This is a genomic window from Lysinibacillus sp. FSL M8-0355 (genome assembly GCF_038008985.1).
In the GTDB taxonomy this organism is placed as follows: domain Bacteria; phylum Bacillota; class Bacilli; order Bacillales_A; family Planococcaceae; genus Lysinibacillus; species Lysinibacillus fusiformis_D.
The window spans coordinates 1,787,834-1,804,576 of record NZ_JBBPAI010000001.1; the positions used below are offsets into that span (position 1 = coordinate 1,787,834).

The 16,743-nt window shown below is 40.1% G+C and carries 17 protein-coding genes; 8 read left to right on the plus strand and 9 right to left on the minus strand.

The window, feature by feature from the left end; genetic code table 11:
• Genes MKY46_RS08490 through MKY46_RS08505 form a run of 4 tightly spaced genes read left to right on the plus strand, consistent with a single transcriptional unit; the run spans position 1 to position 4,343 of the window.
• Complete coding sequence (locus tag MKY46_RS08490; RefSeq protein WP_330493835.1) at positions 1–963, plus strand: P1 family peptidase; 963 nt, start codon at positions 1–3, stop codon at positions 961–963.
• Positions 964–988: 25 nt separating this feature from the next.
• Positions 989–2,545 carry an ABC transporter substrate-binding protein gene (locus MKY46_RS08495; protein ID WP_340833951.1) on the plus strand — a complete coding sequence of 519 codons (1,557 nt, stop codon included), beginning with the start codon at positions 989–991 and terminating at the stop codon, positions 2,543–2,545.
• A 16-nt stretch (positions 2,546–2,561) separates the two neighbouring features.
• Positions 2,562–3,503 (plus strand): ABC transporter permease, encoded by a 942-nt coding sequence (locus MKY46_RS08500; RefSeq protein WP_036123050.1) that lies wholly within the window; start codon positions 2,562–2,564, stop codon positions 3,501–3,503.
• Between the two features lie 12 nt (positions 3,504–3,515).
• Positions 3,516–4,343, plus strand: coding sequence for an ABC transporter permease (locus MKY46_RS08505; RefSeq protein WP_249646014.1), 828 nt, complete (start codon positions 3,516–3,518; stop codon positions 4,341–4,343).
• On the opposite strand, the gene MKY46_RS08510 is transcribed toward MKY46_RS08505, so the two are convergent.
• A complete protein-coding gene (locus MKY46_RS08510; protein ID WP_058844699.1) occupies positions 4,332–5,969 on the minus strand; it encodes a PucR family transcriptional regulator in 1,638 nt (545 codons plus the stop codon). The genes MKY46_RS08505 and MKY46_RS08510 overlap by 12 nt on opposite strands.
• A 139-nt stretch (positions 5,970–6,108) precedes the next feature.
• On the opposite strand from MKY46_RS08510, the gene MKY46_RS08515 reads away from it, so the two are divergent.
• Entirely contained in the window at positions 6,109–7,461 is a 1,353-nt protein-coding gene (locus MKY46_RS08515) for an aspartate aminotransferase family protein (protein WP_340833952.1), read from the plus strand.
• Positions 7,462–7,503: 42 nt separating this feature from the next.
• Here the strand turns inward: MKY46_RS08515 and MKY46_RS08520 are convergent, their stop codons facing one another.
• Complete coding sequence (locus tag MKY46_RS08520; RefSeq protein WP_271912938.1) at positions 7,504–7,956, minus strand: MarR family winged helix-turn-helix transcriptional regulator; 453 nt, start codon at positions 7,954–7,956, stop codon at positions 7,504–7,506.
• Between the two features lie 124 nt (positions 7,957–8,080).
• Between MKY46_RS08520 and MKY46_RS08525 the strand changes: the two genes are divergently transcribed.
• Entirely contained in the window at positions 8,081–8,512 is a 432-nt protein-coding gene (locus MKY46_RS08525) for a GNAT family N-acetyltransferase (RefSeq protein WP_036126584.1), read from the plus strand.
• Between the two features lie 241 nt (positions 8,513–8,753).
• Here MKY46_RS08525 and MKY46_RS08530 read toward each other — a convergent pair whose 3' ends face one another.
• From MKY46_RS08530 to MKY46_RS08555, 6 genes are all read right to left on the minus strand, one after another.
• Positions 8,754–9,143, minus strand: a complete 390-nt coding sequence (locus MKY46_RS08530) for an RDD family protein (RefSeq protein WP_141903034.1) — start codon at positions 9,141–9,143, stop codon at positions 8,754–8,756.
• Positions 9,144–9,206: 63 nt separating this feature from the next.
• On the minus strand, positions 9,207–10,169 hold the full coding sequence (locus MKY46_RS08535; RefSeq protein ID WP_340833953.1) for a carbohydrate kinase family protein: 963 nt from the start codon (positions 10,167–10,169) through the stop codon (positions 9,207–9,209).
• A complete protein-coding gene (locus MKY46_RS08540) occupies positions 10,166–11,053 on the minus strand; it encodes a DMT family transporter (protein WP_058844704.1) in 888 nt (295 codons plus the stop codon). The genes MKY46_RS08535 and MKY46_RS08540 overlap by 4 nt, the downstream gene beginning before the upstream one ends.
• Positions 11,054–11,116: 63 nt before the next feature.
• Entirely contained in the window at positions 11,117–12,367 is a 1,251-nt protein-coding gene (locus tag MKY46_RS08545; RefSeq protein ID WP_101966826.1) for a glutamate-5-semialdehyde dehydrogenase, read from the minus strand.
• Positions 12,357–13,475, minus strand: a complete 1,119-nt coding sequence (proB, locus tag MKY46_RS08550; RefSeq protein ID WP_340833954.1) for a glutamate 5-kinase — start codon at positions 13,473–13,475, stop codon at positions 12,357–12,359. Before proB ends, MKY46_RS08545 begins: the two co-directional genes overlap by 11 nt.
• Positions 13,476–13,941: 466 nt before the next feature.
• The gene (locus MKY46_RS08555) at positions 13,942–14,325 is read right to left on the minus strand and encodes a hypothetical protein (protein ID WP_036126554.1); all 384 of its coding nucleotides are present in this window, start codon (positions 14,323–14,325) and stop codon (positions 13,942–13,944) included.
• Positions 14,326–14,540: 215 nt separating this feature from the next.
• Between MKY46_RS08555 and MKY46_RS08560 the strand changes: the two genes are divergently transcribed.
• Together MKY46_RS08560 and MKY46_RS08565 are read left to right on the plus strand one after the other, a co-directional pair.
• A complete protein-coding gene (locus MKY46_RS08560) occupies positions 14,541–15,164 on the plus strand; it encodes a LysE family translocator (protein ID WP_036126556.1) in 624 nt (207 codons plus the stop codon).
• Positions 15,165–15,175: 11 nt separating this feature from the next.
• Complete coding sequence (locus MKY46_RS08565) at positions 15,176–15,967, plus strand: DUF1835 domain-containing protein (RefSeq protein WP_340833955.1); 792 nt, start codon at positions 15,176–15,178, stop codon at positions 15,965–15,967.
• 133 nt (positions 15,968–16,100) lie between these two features.
• On the opposite strand, the gene MKY46_RS08570 is transcribed toward MKY46_RS08565, so the two are convergent.
• The gene (locus MKY46_RS08570) at positions 16,101–16,685 is read right to left on the minus strand and encodes a DUF5412 family protein (RefSeq protein ID WP_340833956.1); all 585 of its coding nucleotides are present in this window, start codon (positions 16,683–16,685) and stop codon (positions 16,101–16,103) included.
• Positions 16,686–16,743 lie beyond the last annotated feature (58 nt).

Genomic DNA, 16,743 nt, shown 5'->3' on the forward strand with positions numbered 1-16,743 from the left:
ATGTTTGGCAATATAACGGATGTGCCAGGTGTCAAAGTCGGACATCGTGAAAATAAGGAAGGGATTACGGGCTGCACGGTGCTATTAGTAGAAAGTGGGGCGGTGTGTGGAGTGGATGTTCGAGGCTCTGCACCAGGCACTCGTGAAACAGATGCATTAGACCCTATTAATGAAATTGATCGAGTCCACGCCATCTGTTTAGCTGGGGGCAGCGCCTTCGGATTAGATGCTGCCACAGGTGTCATGCAATTTTTAGCCGAGCAAGGAATTGGCGTCGATGCAGGTGTGGCAAAAATACCGATTGTGCCGAGTGCTGTTCTCTTTGACTTATTTATCGGTGATCCCCATGCTCGACCTACTGCGCAAATGGGCTATGAAGCGGCACAAGCAGCACAAGTTGGCCCATTTACCAATGGCAATATAGGTGCTGGCTATGGCGCAACTATTGGCAAACTAGCAGGACCTAATTTTGCGATGAAGGGTGGGCTTGGTAGTGCTTCCTATGCGGGGAAAGATGGTCTCGTAGCAGGAGCCATCGTGGCAGTGAATGCCGTGGGAGATATCAAGGACCCTGCTACACGGCAAATTTTAGCAGGAGCCAGAGATGCGCATTCTGGTCAGTGGGTGGATTGCTGTGCCTATTTAGAGCAGCATGCACAATCAGAGGCATTAGCTGGCACTAATACAACGATCGGTGTGGTAGCAGTGAATGCCAAGTTAACGAAGGCAGAGGCTAAAAAAATTGCACAGCTTACGCAAAATGCTTTAGCACGAACGATTTATCCCGTTCATACCATGCTGGATGGCGATACGATTTTTGTGCTAGGGACAGGCGATCAACCTTATGCACTTGATTATCTAGGACATTTAGCAACAAAGGTAATGGAGGAAGCCATTCTCGCTGGCATTAAAGGCGCTGATAAATTGGCAGATGTTGAAAGCTATACAAGCATTCAAAGATAGGCATATGGGAAAAGGGGGAACGACTATGCAATGGAAAAAAAGAGGACTGATGCTCGTGACATTGTTATTAGCAATTATCATGACAGCATGTTCAGGTGATGGAAAGAAAAATACGACAGGTTCAAGTTCTATAGATGGTCAAACGGTAGCCGATGTTCCACAGGAAATCGTTGTACGTGTCAATGACGATCCAGATTTTTTAGATCCACATAAGGCTACAGCGTCTATTTCCTATCAAATGATTCTTAATCTGTTTGAAGGGCTTATGGCACCTGAAACGGATGGTTCCTTGAAAGAGGGGCTTGCAGAGAGCTACGACATCTCGGAGGATGGTTTAACGTATACGTTTAAAATACGCCAGGGTGTGAAGTTTCATAATGGTGATGATTTAACGATGGAGGATATCCAATATTCCTTTGACCGTTTAATGGGGAAAAATGGTGGGGAGAAAATGTCTAATAACTTTGATAATGTAGCATCTACAGAGGCACCTGATGCGACAACATTTATTATCAAGCTAAAAGAGCCGAACTCTAATTTCTTGTATTCATTAACAGCAAGACAATCAGCTATTATTCCTAAAAGTAATGATGGTAAGCATAATGAAAACCCAATTGGGACAGGACCGTTTGCCTTTGTAAAATACGCACCTGGCACCAATTTAGAGCTCAAGAAAAATGAGCAGTATTGGCAGGAAGGATTGCCTTATTTGAATAAAGTAACCTTTGCCTTCCAATCAGATGATCAGGCAGCCATTATGAGCTTGATGGCGAATGAGGTAGATTTAACGAGTGTTCCTTGGCATCGTGTTGGTGAGGTAGAGGGTAGCTATAATTTATCCCATCAAAATAATAACTCATCATTAATCGTTACTTTTAACGAAACAAAGGCACCTTTCGATAATGTGAAGGTTCGTCAAGCGATCAATTACGCCATTAGTAAATCCGATATTATTGATTCTGTATTTGCGGGCTATGCTGTTCCTCTAGGATCTAATATGAGTCCAGCAATGGGAGACTTCCAAAAGAAGGGCTTAGAAAGCATGTATGAACGAGATGTGGAAAAAGCGAAAACCTTATTAGCGGAAGCGGGTTATCCTGATGGCTTTAAAACAAAAATAACGGTGTCTTCACATAATGATATTTACTCAAATATTGCCCAAATTGTAGTGGCTAATTTGCAGGAAATTGGCATTGATGTAGAAATTGAAGTAGTTGAATGGGGTATCTGGCTAGATCGTGTGTACTTTGGCCGCGACTATGAGATGACAACGATTGATTTAACAGGTCGTGCATCTGCCTTTGAAATTTTGAATGACTATATCTCCACAAATGATAGTGAAAATTTCTTCCTGTTTAAAAACGAAGAATACGACAAAATTATGGCTGATGTCTTGAAGGAAACTGATCAAGCTAAACAAATCGACTACTACCATCGTGCACAGGAAATTTTAGCAGAGCAAGCCACTGCGGTTTACATTGCTGATTATCAAATCGTGTGGGGTACTGACAAACAAGTGACGGGGCTTAAGAGTTATCCATTCTGGTTCCATGATATGTCTGAGGTTAAGTTTTCAAACTAGAAAGGGATGAATGCTTATGATGTATATCCTACGTCGAATCATCCTGTTAATAATCACCATCCTTCTAGTATCCATCATTACATTTGGCGTTTTTCAAATATTACCTGGTGATCCGGTTCGCACGATGTTAGGGACGGAGGCGGATCCCACACAAATTGAAAATTTACGATCTGAGCTCGGCTTGGATCGTCCTCTTTATGAACAATATGTAGATTGGATGAAGGGCTTATTGACAGGGCAATTAGGGAATTCCATTCGATTTTCCATGCCAGTAAAAGAATTATTATTTGATCGACTTCCTGTCACCATGTCATTAGCAGGGCTTACCCTTATTATGGTCTTAATCATTTCCTTACCTTTAGGGATGTTTGCTGCAAGAAGACAAAATAAATTAAGTGATGTGTCATTATCCACTATGACGCAAATTGGGATGGCAGTACCATCCTTTTGGCTAGGGATGATGCTTATTCTTTACATTGGCTTACAGTTTAGCTTCTTTAAAATTAGTGGCTATATTCCTTGGACCCAAAGTATAGCAGGAGCACTTAGCACGCTTATTCTTCCAGCTTTAACGATTGCCATTCCACAAATTGCGGTGAATTTCCGTTATGTCCGTACAGCTATTCTAGAACAAGTCCAACTCGATTATGTCCGTACAATTCGCAGTAAAGGGATGTCTGAACAAAATGTAATGTATAAGCATGTATTAAAAAATTCGATGATCCCGATTTTAACGGTTTTTGGTTTGATCATGGCAGAGGTAGTAGCAGGAACGATTATTGTGGAGCAGGTGTTTTCCTTGCCAGGTATCGGTCAGCTACTAATTACGGCTATTAGTAATCGTGATTTTCCACTTGTGCAGGGGATTGTCATGTATATTACAGTAGCTGTCGTCATGATTAATTTTATCGTTGATGTTTTATATTCTGTGTTGGACCCTAGAATTCGATTACGTTAAGAGGTGGCTACCATGAAACAACTACAGCGCTATACTAAAAAAATCAATTTAGTCATTGGTCTCCTCGTTATTGTCGGCTTTTTGCTCGTCATGCTTGTTAGTTTCTTTTATACACCACATGATGTCAATGCGATGAATATACCTGAAAAATTGCGTGGACCTGGTGGTGCCTATATGTTTGGAACAGATGAATTCGGGCGTGATATTTTTAGCCGCATTATGAAGGGGACACAAACAGCCTTTGCTGTGGGTCTATTAACCGTGGCAATTGGAACGGTGTTTGGCATTCTTATCGGTGGTATTGCGGGCTATATTGGTGGCTGGATCGATGAAATCTTTATGCGGACGATGGACGCTTTAATGGCTTTTCCAGGCATTATTTTAGCCTTAATGCTTGTAGCAGTATTCGGTCCAGGGATTACAAATACCGCTATAGCGCTTGGCATTATCGCTATTCCAGCTATTGCAAGGATTGCACGTAGTGGCTTTGTGCAGCAACGTGACTCGGAATATGTACTGGCAGCGAAATTAATCGGGGTCAAGCCTTATAGCATTATGTTCCGCCATATTTTACCGAACATTTCGTCGCAAATTATTGTGGCTGCAACCGTGACATTTGCGACGGCGATGTTAGCCGAGGCAGCACTAAGCTATTTAGGGCTTGGAGTACAACCACCAAACCCTAGCTGGGGCAGAATGTTAAAAGATTCACAAGCCTATTTAATCGGTGCCCCTTGGTATACGTATGCGCCAGGAGGAGCCATTACCATTCTTGTTCTTGGTTTATATATGCTCAGTAATGCTTTACGAGATTTTATGGACCCACGTTCAAAATCGTAACACATCAGGTGCTGTTTTTTGTAAGAGTTCATATGCCTTAACAGCCATTTCAATATTGAGGCGATGGGGAGCTTGTAAAAAATCAGCACCTAATATACTTTCTAGCCGTTCAATTCGTTTATAGAGTGTTTGACGGACGATAAACAGCTGTTCTGCTGTATCATTTTTAGCCCCGTTACAGGCCAAATAAACAGCTAATGTTTGAAATAAATCAAGGCTACTTTTTTGATCTAATAACAATATCTCTTGTAAATAATCTTTCACAAATTGTAGGAGAGCTGTCTGATCCTGCTGTAATAATAATCGATAGACACCTAGATCCTTATAGTAGATGGAGCTAGCCAATTGCTGATGTTGCATTTGAATGGCCGATTTCGCCTCTTTATAGCCAAGATGAACACTTTCAATCGACTGATAGACATTGCTAATGCCACAGCTAAGGATAAGCTGTTCAAAAAACTGTGCTGCTTTTCTCGCTATAATCTGTGAAATGGCTTGATCGAAGGAATCACGATTGTCTTTCATATAATCTGCGGCAATAAAAAAGGCTAAAATAATAATCTCATGCTGTCGTACCGAAACAGTAGGGAAAAATCCGAGCTTTTTTAAAATTGAGCGAATATACATGGCATTTTGGAGCTGTATTTCCTGCCACTCTTCTTCAGACACAGTATTAGCTTTATCATGAAGATTGAATACGACGACTCGGTAAAATAAATTACGACTCTCGATTGGCAAATAGCTTTGATAGTATGGTATATCAACGGGCTGTCCTTGAATTAAGGCAAGGATAAATTCATCCTCACGGCTTTGCTGTCGCTCCTGCAGCATGCGATTACGCATTAAAATATGGGCTATCGACATCGTAGCCCGTTCTAGATTCAACAAGGTGTAATCACTCGGCTTTGGCAGTCCAGAATGCATACATAAATAGCCCCAAACTTGTCCAAGTCCATTCACAGGGATGATGACAAAATGATCCTTATCAATGGATAAAAGGTGCAGAGGCTCTTGTATTTCTAACTGCTGACAATGCTCCTCCATAACACGCAAGTATTTTTTAGCCTCCACGGGATAATAAAAGCTTTTTGTATCTTCTGAGACAAATAAAAAGGGCGCATCCGTATCTTGGTGGAGAACTTGTAATATTTTTAAAATTCCATTTGGCATTAACGATAATTCCATAAATGTTTTGGAGAGTGTATCTAGCTGTGTTAGTGCCTGCTGGTGTTGATTAATTATGTACGTGTGTAAATCTTGCGTAATATCGATAAATCGTACAATGTCTTCAAAAATAATAATTGGGAAATGATGGGCGTTCGCCATAGCAATCAATTCTACAGGGACATGATCGAAATAGTCTCCAATTTCTATACAAAGACCAGCAGCTTCATTGCGAATAAGGTTTTGTAAGTAGGCGATTTGTGTTTCACGTTCGAGCTGTAAACCAACACCAGTAGTTAAAATCAATTCACCACCATTAATTAATGTATCAAAATCTTTGATTTCTAATATATGTGTCCATAAAACTTGGCGATCAAGACCATGCTGCCCAGCGATAAGCTTCGCTGATTCAAAATGCTTGCGCTTGAGGACATCACGTACGAGTAGAGGATGTTTCGCCATCAATTAGCACCTGCCCTTCGAATGTACAATGTCTATTTCATTATGTTAGAGAAATCAGAAAATTTCAATATTAACTAGTTTAATAGGGAAAATGGTGATAGATAAAAAGACATCGATGATCACGATTGGAGGTCATGATATGGAGCAGAACGATCAATTCACACATGATTTACAGCAAAAAGACCATGAAAATGTTTGGCATCATATGTCTATGTACAATGACAATGCGCCCCCTATTATTGAACAGGGAGAAGGAGCATGGATTACCGATAGTTTAGGCAACCGCTTTTTAGATGGCATGTCAGGCTTATGGGCAGTGAACGTAGGCTATGGCCGTGAGCGTCTTGCTAAAGTTGCGTATGAGCAACTGAAAAAGCTATGCTATGCCCCTTTAACCCAAAGTCATGAACCGGCCATCAGACTCGCTGAAAAAATGAACAGCTTACTAGAAGATGACTATATGATGTTTTATTCCAATAGCGGTTCGGACGCGAATGAAGTAGCCTTTAAGCTAATACGTCAATACCATCAACAAAATGGGGAAGGAACTCGTTATAAAATCATTGCTCGTTATCGAGGTTATCATGGTAGTTCACTGGGAGCATTGGCAGCCACAGGACAGGCCTTACGTAAATATAAATATGAACCCTTAACACCAGGCTTTTTGCATGTTGCCCCACCTAATCATTATCGTCGACCAAAAGGGCAGTCCGTGGAGGCGTATAGTTTAGCATGTGCTCGTGAAATCGAGGAAAAGATCATTTGGGAGCAAAAAGAAACAATAGCGGCCGTTATTATGGAGCCACTGATGACTGGTGGCGTTCTTATTCCACACCCTACTTATGTTAAGGAAGTCGAGCGCATTTGTAGACGACATGGGGTATTACTTATCATTGATGAAGTCATATGTGGCTTTGGACGAACAGGGATGCTATTTGGTCATCAGCCTTTTGACATTCGACCAGATGTCATTACTATGGGAAAGGGGTTAACAAGTGCCTACCTACCGTTATCCATCACGGCTGTACGCAAAGACATTTATGAAAAATTTAAAGAGATGGATGGCTATAGTCATTTTCGGCATATTAATACGTTTGGTGGTAATCCAGCAGCCTGTGCAGTGGCTTTAGAAAATATAAAAATCATAGAAGAAGAAGGGCTCGTACAGCGCGCAAGAGATTTGGGTATACAATTGCTACATGATTTGCAAGACTTATTGGAGCTACCCTTTGTTGGAGATATACGAGGGCTTGGGTTGCTCATAGGCATCGAGCTTGTCGAAGATAAACCATCACAAGCACCCGCAAAGCCAGAGCGAATAGCGAAAATTATAGCTGATTGTCAAGCAAACGGGTTAATTGTTGGGAGAAATGGCGAAACAGTAGAGGGCTATCATCATATCATTATATTAAGTCCGCCACTTTGCTGTACTGATGAAGATCTTGATTTTATGGTAGCCGTGTTAAAAAGAGTATTGGCAGCCAATGTTTAGTACGTGGCGATTCCAAACATGTGGAAATACAAGGAATCGCCTTTAATAGTGTCGTTTATGCCCCTTTTTTACATCCTCCCAGTCAATCTCGATGTTATGCAAAACACGCGTTAGTAGATTGTGGATGCTGTCAATCTCTCCAGTGGAAAAACCTGCAAGTGCACGAGCATTGGAATATTCGCCCTCTCGTTTCAAGAAAGGATAAATCTCTAAGCTTTTTGCTGTTGGGAAGAGCAATTTATTTTTTTTATTTCCTTGTTCAATACGCTTTTCAATAAAGCCCTTGGTCTCTAATTTTTGAATAGCCCGCGAAGCAGTCGTACGATCCACCTTTAATAGCTCTGCAACTTTTTCTTGAATGATACCAGGATTTTCACAAATTCGGATGACATATAAATATTGTCCCTTTGTTAAATCCAACTCCTTAAATTCAATATTACTAATTGAGTCTAATGCCCGTGCAATAGCACCTATTTCACGTAAAATTTCTTTCATGGTCGATCCTCCTGAAATTTTTATTGTATTTGCAATAAAAATTATTCTATACTAATAGTATCATCTTCGAAGTGAAATTGCACCTAGTGAAGATGGTCAATAGGAGAAACTAGGAGGAATATTCATGAGCATAAAAAAAGTGACAACTGAAGAAGAATTACAAACAGCGTTCGATTTTCGTCGACATGTTTTTATTGAAGAACAACAAGTACCTGAGGTAGAAGAGTACGATGAATTTGATTCGCTCGATGCACCATGTGATCATATTCTTGTGTATTACAAGGAGCAACCTGTTGGAACAGGCAGGCTTCGCATTGTGGAGGGCTATGGCAAACTAGAACGTATTTGTATATTGGAACAATACCGTAAATTTGGCCTGGGGAAAGAAATCATTATGGGCTTAGAGCAAATCGCACGAGACAAAGGTTTAACAAAAGCAAAGCTGAATGCCCAGTCCTATGCAGAAGGTTTTTATGAAAAATTAGGCTACCAGCGTGAAGGCGAAGAATTCATGGATTGTGGCATCCCGCATATTTTAATGAAAAAATATTGGTAGTGGACGAAATCGTCTTTTCAATAACCTTCCTCATTAGTGCTAGATTTTGTCACTTAGTATTCGTTTGCAGGGGAGAAGGGGGAAGATCTGTTTTCGATAAAGTATACAATTCGATGGCACTACTTATGTTTAGCTGCCATTAGAAAAGGCTCCTCCTTAGCTAAGGGGGAGCCATTTTTGCACGACGGATTCTAGTTTCAATTAAAAACCACCTTCATAAAGAAAGTTGGGCAGCTTTCAATTATTTTTCTTTGACAATCGTACCTGCGAAATTGTCATGAGGTAGACGTTGTCCATGCTGTTGCTCAAAGGTCTGGCGATTTTTTAGATAATCAAACGTACTGAGGGTGTCTCGATAAGCCATTCGTTTAATTATTTGACCGTCTGATAGTGGATGACCATCTTCATTTTCGAGTGCCAGTTTCATTGCTTTGTAGCCAATGGTTTGTCCATTTTGACGGAGCTGTGCATATTCTAGTGCCCATAGCACGGCTGTTGGCGTAACGAGCGCATGAACGACTTCGTTTTTCACTTTTTTTCGTAGGAAATATTCAACACCCAACGTGACTGCGGTTGATATCGCTGTATCGATTAAAAATGCTGCTGTTCGTCTTTTTGTGATCGACTCCATGTATGTCCTCCTTTATTACTCTGTCACTAGTACATACGAAACATAAGGACAAGAAGTTTCGCGTTAATCTTGATTTATTTCCAATGGCAATACGGGATAAGAGGGAATGGCCCCATGCTTCGTTGTCGAAATCCCTGCATAACGGTTTGCAAAAGTGAGCAGGGACATCGCATGCTGTTCGCAATAGGTTTCAACATCAGCTACTGCTAGTTGATGTTGAAGGAATTTACTTAAAACTGCCCCAATAAATGCGTCTCCAGCCCCTGTTGTATCGACAGTTTGTACCTCCTTAGCAGGAGCCTTTACATGAAGCTTTTTCGTATATAAAGTAGCCCCAGCAGCGCCATGTGTAATGATGATGACGGCTACATGCCCCTGAAATAATGCTTGGACAGCCGCCTGTTCCTCCTCTACTGCTGTTAAAAACAATAGCTCCTCCTCTGAAAGCTTCACAATATGTGCTTTAGGTAGAAAGGTGAGGATGGTTGCCCGACACGCAGTCTCATCCTGCCATAAAGGTAAGCGCACATTCGGATCAAAGGAAACAAGACTACCTGCTTGATGTGCCTGTTCAATAAAAGCAAGATGTGCTTGCTTCATAGGGCTTTCCACAAGATTAACAGAGCAAAAATGAACGATATCTTGTGCAGTGAGTAATTGTAAGGGGAGATAGTCTTGCTTGTACAATAAGTCCGCAGCATGTCGGCGATAAAATTGAAAATCACGCTCACCGTGACCATTTAATGAGACAAAAGCAAGACTTGTTTCTCCATCAGCTGTTTGGCGAATGTACTGCGTGTCTACACCTGTTTGCTGTAACGTTTTTATTAGGAAATCGCCAAAGGCATCTTGACCGACCTGTGTTAGAAGAGCTGCCCGCTGACCTAGCTTTGCACAGACGGCTGCTACATTTGCAGGTGCACCACCCGCATGTTTAGTAAAGTGCTCGATATCGGCAAGGGAGCCATGCTGCTCTGTTGGCGTAAAATCAATTAGTAATTCCCCTATAGTAAAGAGCTTGCTCATGAGGATGCCTCCTGTGGCAGCCGCTTTTTCTTCGGAATGTAAACTGTATAGAAAATACCTCCGAAAATAAGCAGGATACCTAACGTTTGCATAATGCTTGGCATAAAATCAAGCAACAGCATATCCAGTAAAATCGCGACAACAGGGTCAACGAACACTAATACGGATACAAGAATAGTTGTAAGGTTGCGAATACTATCAAAAAATAAATAGTAAACAAATCCTGTATGAATAAAGCCTGTGCCCAAAATATAAAACCAATTGGAAGTGGTTAATCCCTCAAACAAGGAGAAGTCGATGAAAGGCAGTAGTATGACGATACCAACCGTTGTTTGAATATAGGTTAACGCATAGGAGCTAAGCTTCGTAATGGTTTTGCTTGTTAGCATGGTGAGGGCATAAAAGACCGCTGACAGTAATGCCCACACAAAACCAGATTGCATAAACTCTGAGAAAGACACAAAGTTATGGAGACCAATGATGAAAATACTACCAATAAAGCAAGTGATGGTTGCTACAAGTGCTTGAATGGTCATTTTTTCCTTTAAAAAGATAGCGCCTAAAATTAAGACAAAAATAGGGGCTAAATTATAGATGGAAATGGCAATCGAAATCGACATTTCTTCAAAGGCTTTAAATAAAAATACCCAGTTTAAAACGATAAAGACGCCACAAATAATTGTTTGGAGAATTTCCTTCTTATCCCAAACCTCTGATTTATGCCCCCCTGTAATAAGCCACATTCCTCCTAGAAAGAGGGTGGCACAAATGCATCGAACAAAGACAAGCTCTGTAGCAGGAACACCAGTATGAACCGTAAAAAAGCCTATGGAACCAAACAGTGCCATGGAGACGGTTAGTTTAATCATTGCGGAGATGTTCATACGACACCTTCTTTCTATTTTTTGTAAAATTATTAAAGCAAATAAGTAACGGGCGGCTTCCTTTTATTCACGAATTTGGCCGTTGCCATATATGAAATATTTAGTTGAGGTTAACGCTGGCAAGCCCATTGGCCCACGAGCATGTAGTTTTTGCGTACTAATGCCAATTTCTGCACCATAGCCAAATTCAAAGCCATCCGTGAAGCGGGTAGAGGCATTATGATAAACAGCCGCTGCATCGACATTATTTAAAAATGTTTCTGCGACCAATTGATCTTCTGTAATGATCGCTTCAGAATGGTGTGTGCCAAAGCGATGAATATGCTCAATTGCTTCATAGACATTTTCCACCAATTTAACACTTATTGTTAAATCAAGATATTCCATCGCATAGTCTTCCTCCGTAGCTGGAAGAGCAGCCTCAAATAGCTGACAAACTTGTTCATCACCGATGATGGTCACACCTGCGTCATGTAGTGCTGTTAACAGTTGCATACCATGAGACTTAAACCAAATAGGATGAATGAGTAAGCTTTCTGCTGCATTGCAAACAGAAGGGCGCTGCGTTTTAGCATTCAGGCAAATTTTTTCTGCTTTTATGTAATCCGCCATTTGATCCACGTAAATGTGACAGTTGCCCGCACCTGTTTCAAGTACAGGGACAGTTGCTTCCTTCACAACTAAATCAATAAGCGCTTTGCCGCCACGAGGAATTAATACATCTAAGTACTCTTTTAAATGAAATAATTCTTTCACCGTTTCACGACTTGTATCCTCAATTAATTGCACAGCCTCTATAGGAATAGATGTTTTAGCAAGTGCACGGTGGATACTTGCCACTAGGGCGGTATTTGAAAATTTAGCTGAGGAGCTGCCACGTAAAATGACGGCATTACCCGTTTTCAGAGAGAGAGTCGCTGCATCTACTGTGACATTTGGGCGTGCCTCATAAATCATACCAATGACCCCAAGTGGTACAATCCGCTTTTCGATGTGTAAGCCATTCTCTTTATCAATCTGCTCAATAACTGTGCCTACTGGATCTTGTAGGGAGACAAGTAAATGAATGGCATCGGCCATTGCCATTATACGTTCTTCATTGAGCATCATTCGATCTAGTGTAGAAGCAGGCAAGCTCTGTTTCTCACCCAGTGCTAAATCTTTGGCATTTTCAGCCATAATAGTATGCTGGTCAATGATTAACTGTTCTGCAATTTTTGTTAGCGCCTCATTTTTTTCACAGGTCGTTTTAATATTTAGTATGTAGCTGGCAGCCTTTGCCCGTTGTCCTTTTCCTTGAATTTCACTTGTCATTCGTCATTCCTCCCTCATTCGTTTGAATTTTCAGCCATTTATCTCTGTGTATCACCTCAATAGGGCATTTCGACAATGTATCCGTCCGTTTTCCCATTGCTACAGTTAACTCTAGGGAAGAGTACAGTACTTCGCCACGTCCTAATAAACCTTGTTCACTATAAACTTCTACAACATCCCCATTGTCAAAATCACCTTCTACACGATATACGCCAGCGGGTAATAAGCTTTTGCCATTGTCCATTAACGCCTTTTCAGCACCACTATCTATAAAAATTTTACCAGAAACTTCCGTAAGTGCAATCCACTGTTTATGATTTGTTAAAATCGCAAGTTCATCATGCTCGACATAGGTGCCATCCCCATGGCCTGCTAAAATAGCAAGTAGTTTATGTGCACCTTGACCTGTTCCGATAAATACTTTCACACCTGCACGTAGCGCTGTTCGGGCTGCCAATAGCTTAGATGCCATGCCACCCGTGCCAACCTTTGAACCTGTACCATCAGCAAAGCTTAACATGTCATCGGTAATAGCTGTTAACCGATCAATACGTTCCGCCTGCGGATTTTTAGCAGGATTGGCATTATATAAGCCATTGATGTCTGTTAAAATGATGAGCTGATCTGCATGGACAAGACCACTTACAAGTGCGGACAGCATATCATTATCCCCAAATGTCAATTCACTAATAGATACTGTATCGTTTTCATTAATAATTGGTAGCATGGAACGTTCTAATAATTCCTCGAAAGTAGCATAGGCATTTTTATAGCATTCTTTTTTAGAAAAATCTGTGCGTGTCAGTAAAATTTGAGCAGGCGTTATATCGTAAATGCTAAATAAGGCACTGTATGTTTGGATCAGTAAGCTCTGTCCAACAGCTGCCGCGGCCTGTTTTCCTTTTACCGTTACAGGACGAGCAGGGTAGCCAAGTTGTTTAAAACCAGCGGCTACTGCACCCGATGATACAAGCAAAACTTCATGACCCTGCCTCTTTAATTCGGCGATTGCCTGCACATGATCCATTAAACGAACTTTATCGATTTCGCCTTTTGCATTTGTTAAAGAGCTACTGCCAATCTTCACAACAATCCTTTTTCTCTCCATCACACTACCTCCAGTTGTCTTATGTTCGTCATTGCTTTGTTAAATAGAGCAATGACGTTTCATCTTTGACACCAAAATTTTGCTGAATCAAGATAAAAAAAGCCTTTTCATCCTAAAAATTAGGACGAAAAGACTTGCCTTCCGTGGTACCACCTACATTGAACATCATGCGACATTCCACTTTTCTCATAACGCTAGAGACTGCGCCTAGTTTGGCCAGGACGTTTTACGAAGTAGGTTCATCAGTCTTTCTTGTACAATGCCTTACAGCCGATGGGCATTGCTCTCTTTTCAAGCAGTGGCTAACTACTAGTCTCCGTTCGTTTTCTCATCATGGAGTTGGTAACTATTGACTAAAGAATGCACTACTTCCTAAAGTCTGTCAAGTTGAATAGTGAAATTACTTGAAAGTTTTGATAAATTAAGAAGGAGAGATTCAAAAATGCTAAAGAGGCAACCTATTCGATTATTTAAACCACCAAATGGCAATGAACAGGGGAAGCATAGCCAAAACAATGACAAAAAAACTCCAAATAACTTGTTTACCTGTTGACATATTTCTTGGTTTAATACTCATTTGTTCATAAAGCTGGTTAATGGCACGTTGCTCTTTCGAATAAAGCATTGCTTGAAATTCTTCGTAATCTTGAATATAGCTGGAGGGGGGACGTGGACTAAAGCGTAAATTTCGAATGGAGTCCGTAATCTCTTGATCGCCCATCCAATAGGTGATCACTGGAGCGAGACCTGCGTTTTGTGCGGCCTTGACGTCAATGTCATGTGATTTCATTTTATAGTAAATCTGTCCATGCTCATCCTCATACTGCGTAACAATATCACTTACTGCCATTAACAATCACCTCTTATGGAAGTTATCTATTTTTTCATGAGTTTCTACTATTATAATGGATTAGGGGAGAAAAGTATCGCATGAACGAGCAGAATTTGTGAAATGAAAATTTGTGAAAAATTTTTGATAAAGTCATAAACTTACATCTAATGAGTACAACGTCATGTAGTATAATGTAAATAGTTTTTTAAAAGAAGTTGAAAGAAGGGAAAGTTTTGGAAATTTCAACGTTATTCGCGTTTTTAGGGGCTGCTATTATTTTAACCATTATGCCAGGGCCAGATAATTTATTTGTACTTGCCCAAAGCATTACACAAGATAAAAAGGCTGGTATTGCTACATCCCTTGGTCTATGTACAGGGCTCCTTGTCCATATTAGTGCAGCAGTACTTGGTATATCGGCGATTATTTATCAATCCACAATCATTTTTTCAATTGTCAAATTTGCAGGAGCAGCCTATCTATTATATTTAGCTTGGCAATCATTTCGAGCCAAGGGAGATCCATTTACCTTACAGCAACAAAATACACAAGCTTATATTACATTATATAAAAAAGGTATTTTAATGAATATTTTAAATCCAAAAGTATCATTATTTTTCTTAGCGTTATTACCACAGTTTGTGAATCCCACACAGGGACATGTTGCGTTTCAAATGCTTATTTTGGGTATAGTATTTTTAGTGCAAGCACTCGTATTATTTTCGTTATTTAGTATATTTGCAGGGAAAGTCAGAAAACTCATTATTGGTCAACCTGCAATTGCCAAGCGATTAAATGTGATTCAAGGTATCCTCTTCACATTTATCGGGATACAAATTGCCATCAGCAAACAGTAGGAGGAATGGTCATGGCTATTTTACATATTACCTTTAGCTTAGCAACGCAGGGCTCCCTGAAGCTTGCAATTCGTCAGCATCATTTGCAGCGTAATGAAACGGTTTTAAGTGTCCATGATGATTTCTCAATTGGGCCACTTCAACATTTAGAAGAACGTAAAACTTGGTTAAACACTCATATTTTTAAGGATAATGAAGATCAGCAATTGTATGATGATATGTATGAGAACTGGATGAAAAAAATCGCAAGTTTACCTTGTGATTTGGATGTATGGATTTGGTATAGTCAAAACACACACGAACAAATTGGCCTGCGCTGTGTGATGAGTGAGTTGATTCATAAATGTAGTATGGTTTATGGAATTGATACAACTGAGGGTTTGAAACGATTGCAGCCTAATATGAGTATTCGTCATACAGGGGAACTTTCCTCCAATATGCTCATGAAGCTTCGCCCTGAGGCCAAACGATTTTCTGTTCAAGCATGCCAACAATTCGCGAAGGAATGGGAAGATATCAAAAAACAGCCAAGTACGTTGCGATTATGGAAAAATGAGCTAGTGCATGTAGAGGAAGATGCGCTGGATGCACTCATTATGGCTAGTGCAAAAGAGTTGCAGATCCAGTACAAGGAAGAATGGCTGATGCCTACACATATTTTGGCTCAAACATTTGGGGTAATTGATCATTATGTCGGGGATGAATTTGTAGAGTATCGCTTACGGACCCTCGTCGAGCAAGGATTGTTTGAGATTCAAGGTGATATAACGGACATCTTTTCATATCAGGTTAAAGTACGTTAGCGTATGGAAAATAACAACACAACTAAATGAACGAGCAATAAAAAAGATCAGGAGCGCAAAGCCTGATCTTTTTTATTGTTCCAAATTCATGAAGCAGTTGGTTCTATGCATAACAGGATATTTAAGTCTCTATCTAGTTATACGAAGTGCTTTCATGTTGATAGCACGTTACATATTCATCTTTCATTAACAAGCTTTGACAAGCCAAACCATTTTCGTGATAAATCTCTTTATCCACATTTAATTCTATACTTCTATTTGAATTTGTATACTTAGACTCATGATTAACAATAGATAATTTAACCTCGTCTAGCCATTCCATTGAAAATTGACTTTTTGCAGCTGCATAATAGATAGTTTTGATTGTATGATTCTCGTTATTTGAAATTTCTACCCATACATTGACACCACTACTTGGACCTGCACCACCATAGGGTTCATAATAAGCGTTCGCTGTGTATTTTCCAGAAGGGGATGATACAGATTCGGGTCCTTTTTGCATCAGTTTTTTATCTATAGTTCTAAATGTAAAAAAGTATTGGATAGATATAAATAGACCAAAAAACAGGACTAAACCTGCCACAAATGCTGTTAATGTTTTTTTAGGGAAATGATTCCGCTTAAAAAAGAAAATGATTAATTTGCTAACAAAAATGAAAAATAATAGCAATGTAAATAAAAAAACAAAGAAGCCAATAGTGTTAAGGTATAAATTCAAATTATTACCTCCTTAGTATGATGAACAGGTTAATAGATTGTATAGTGGTAATTAGAAA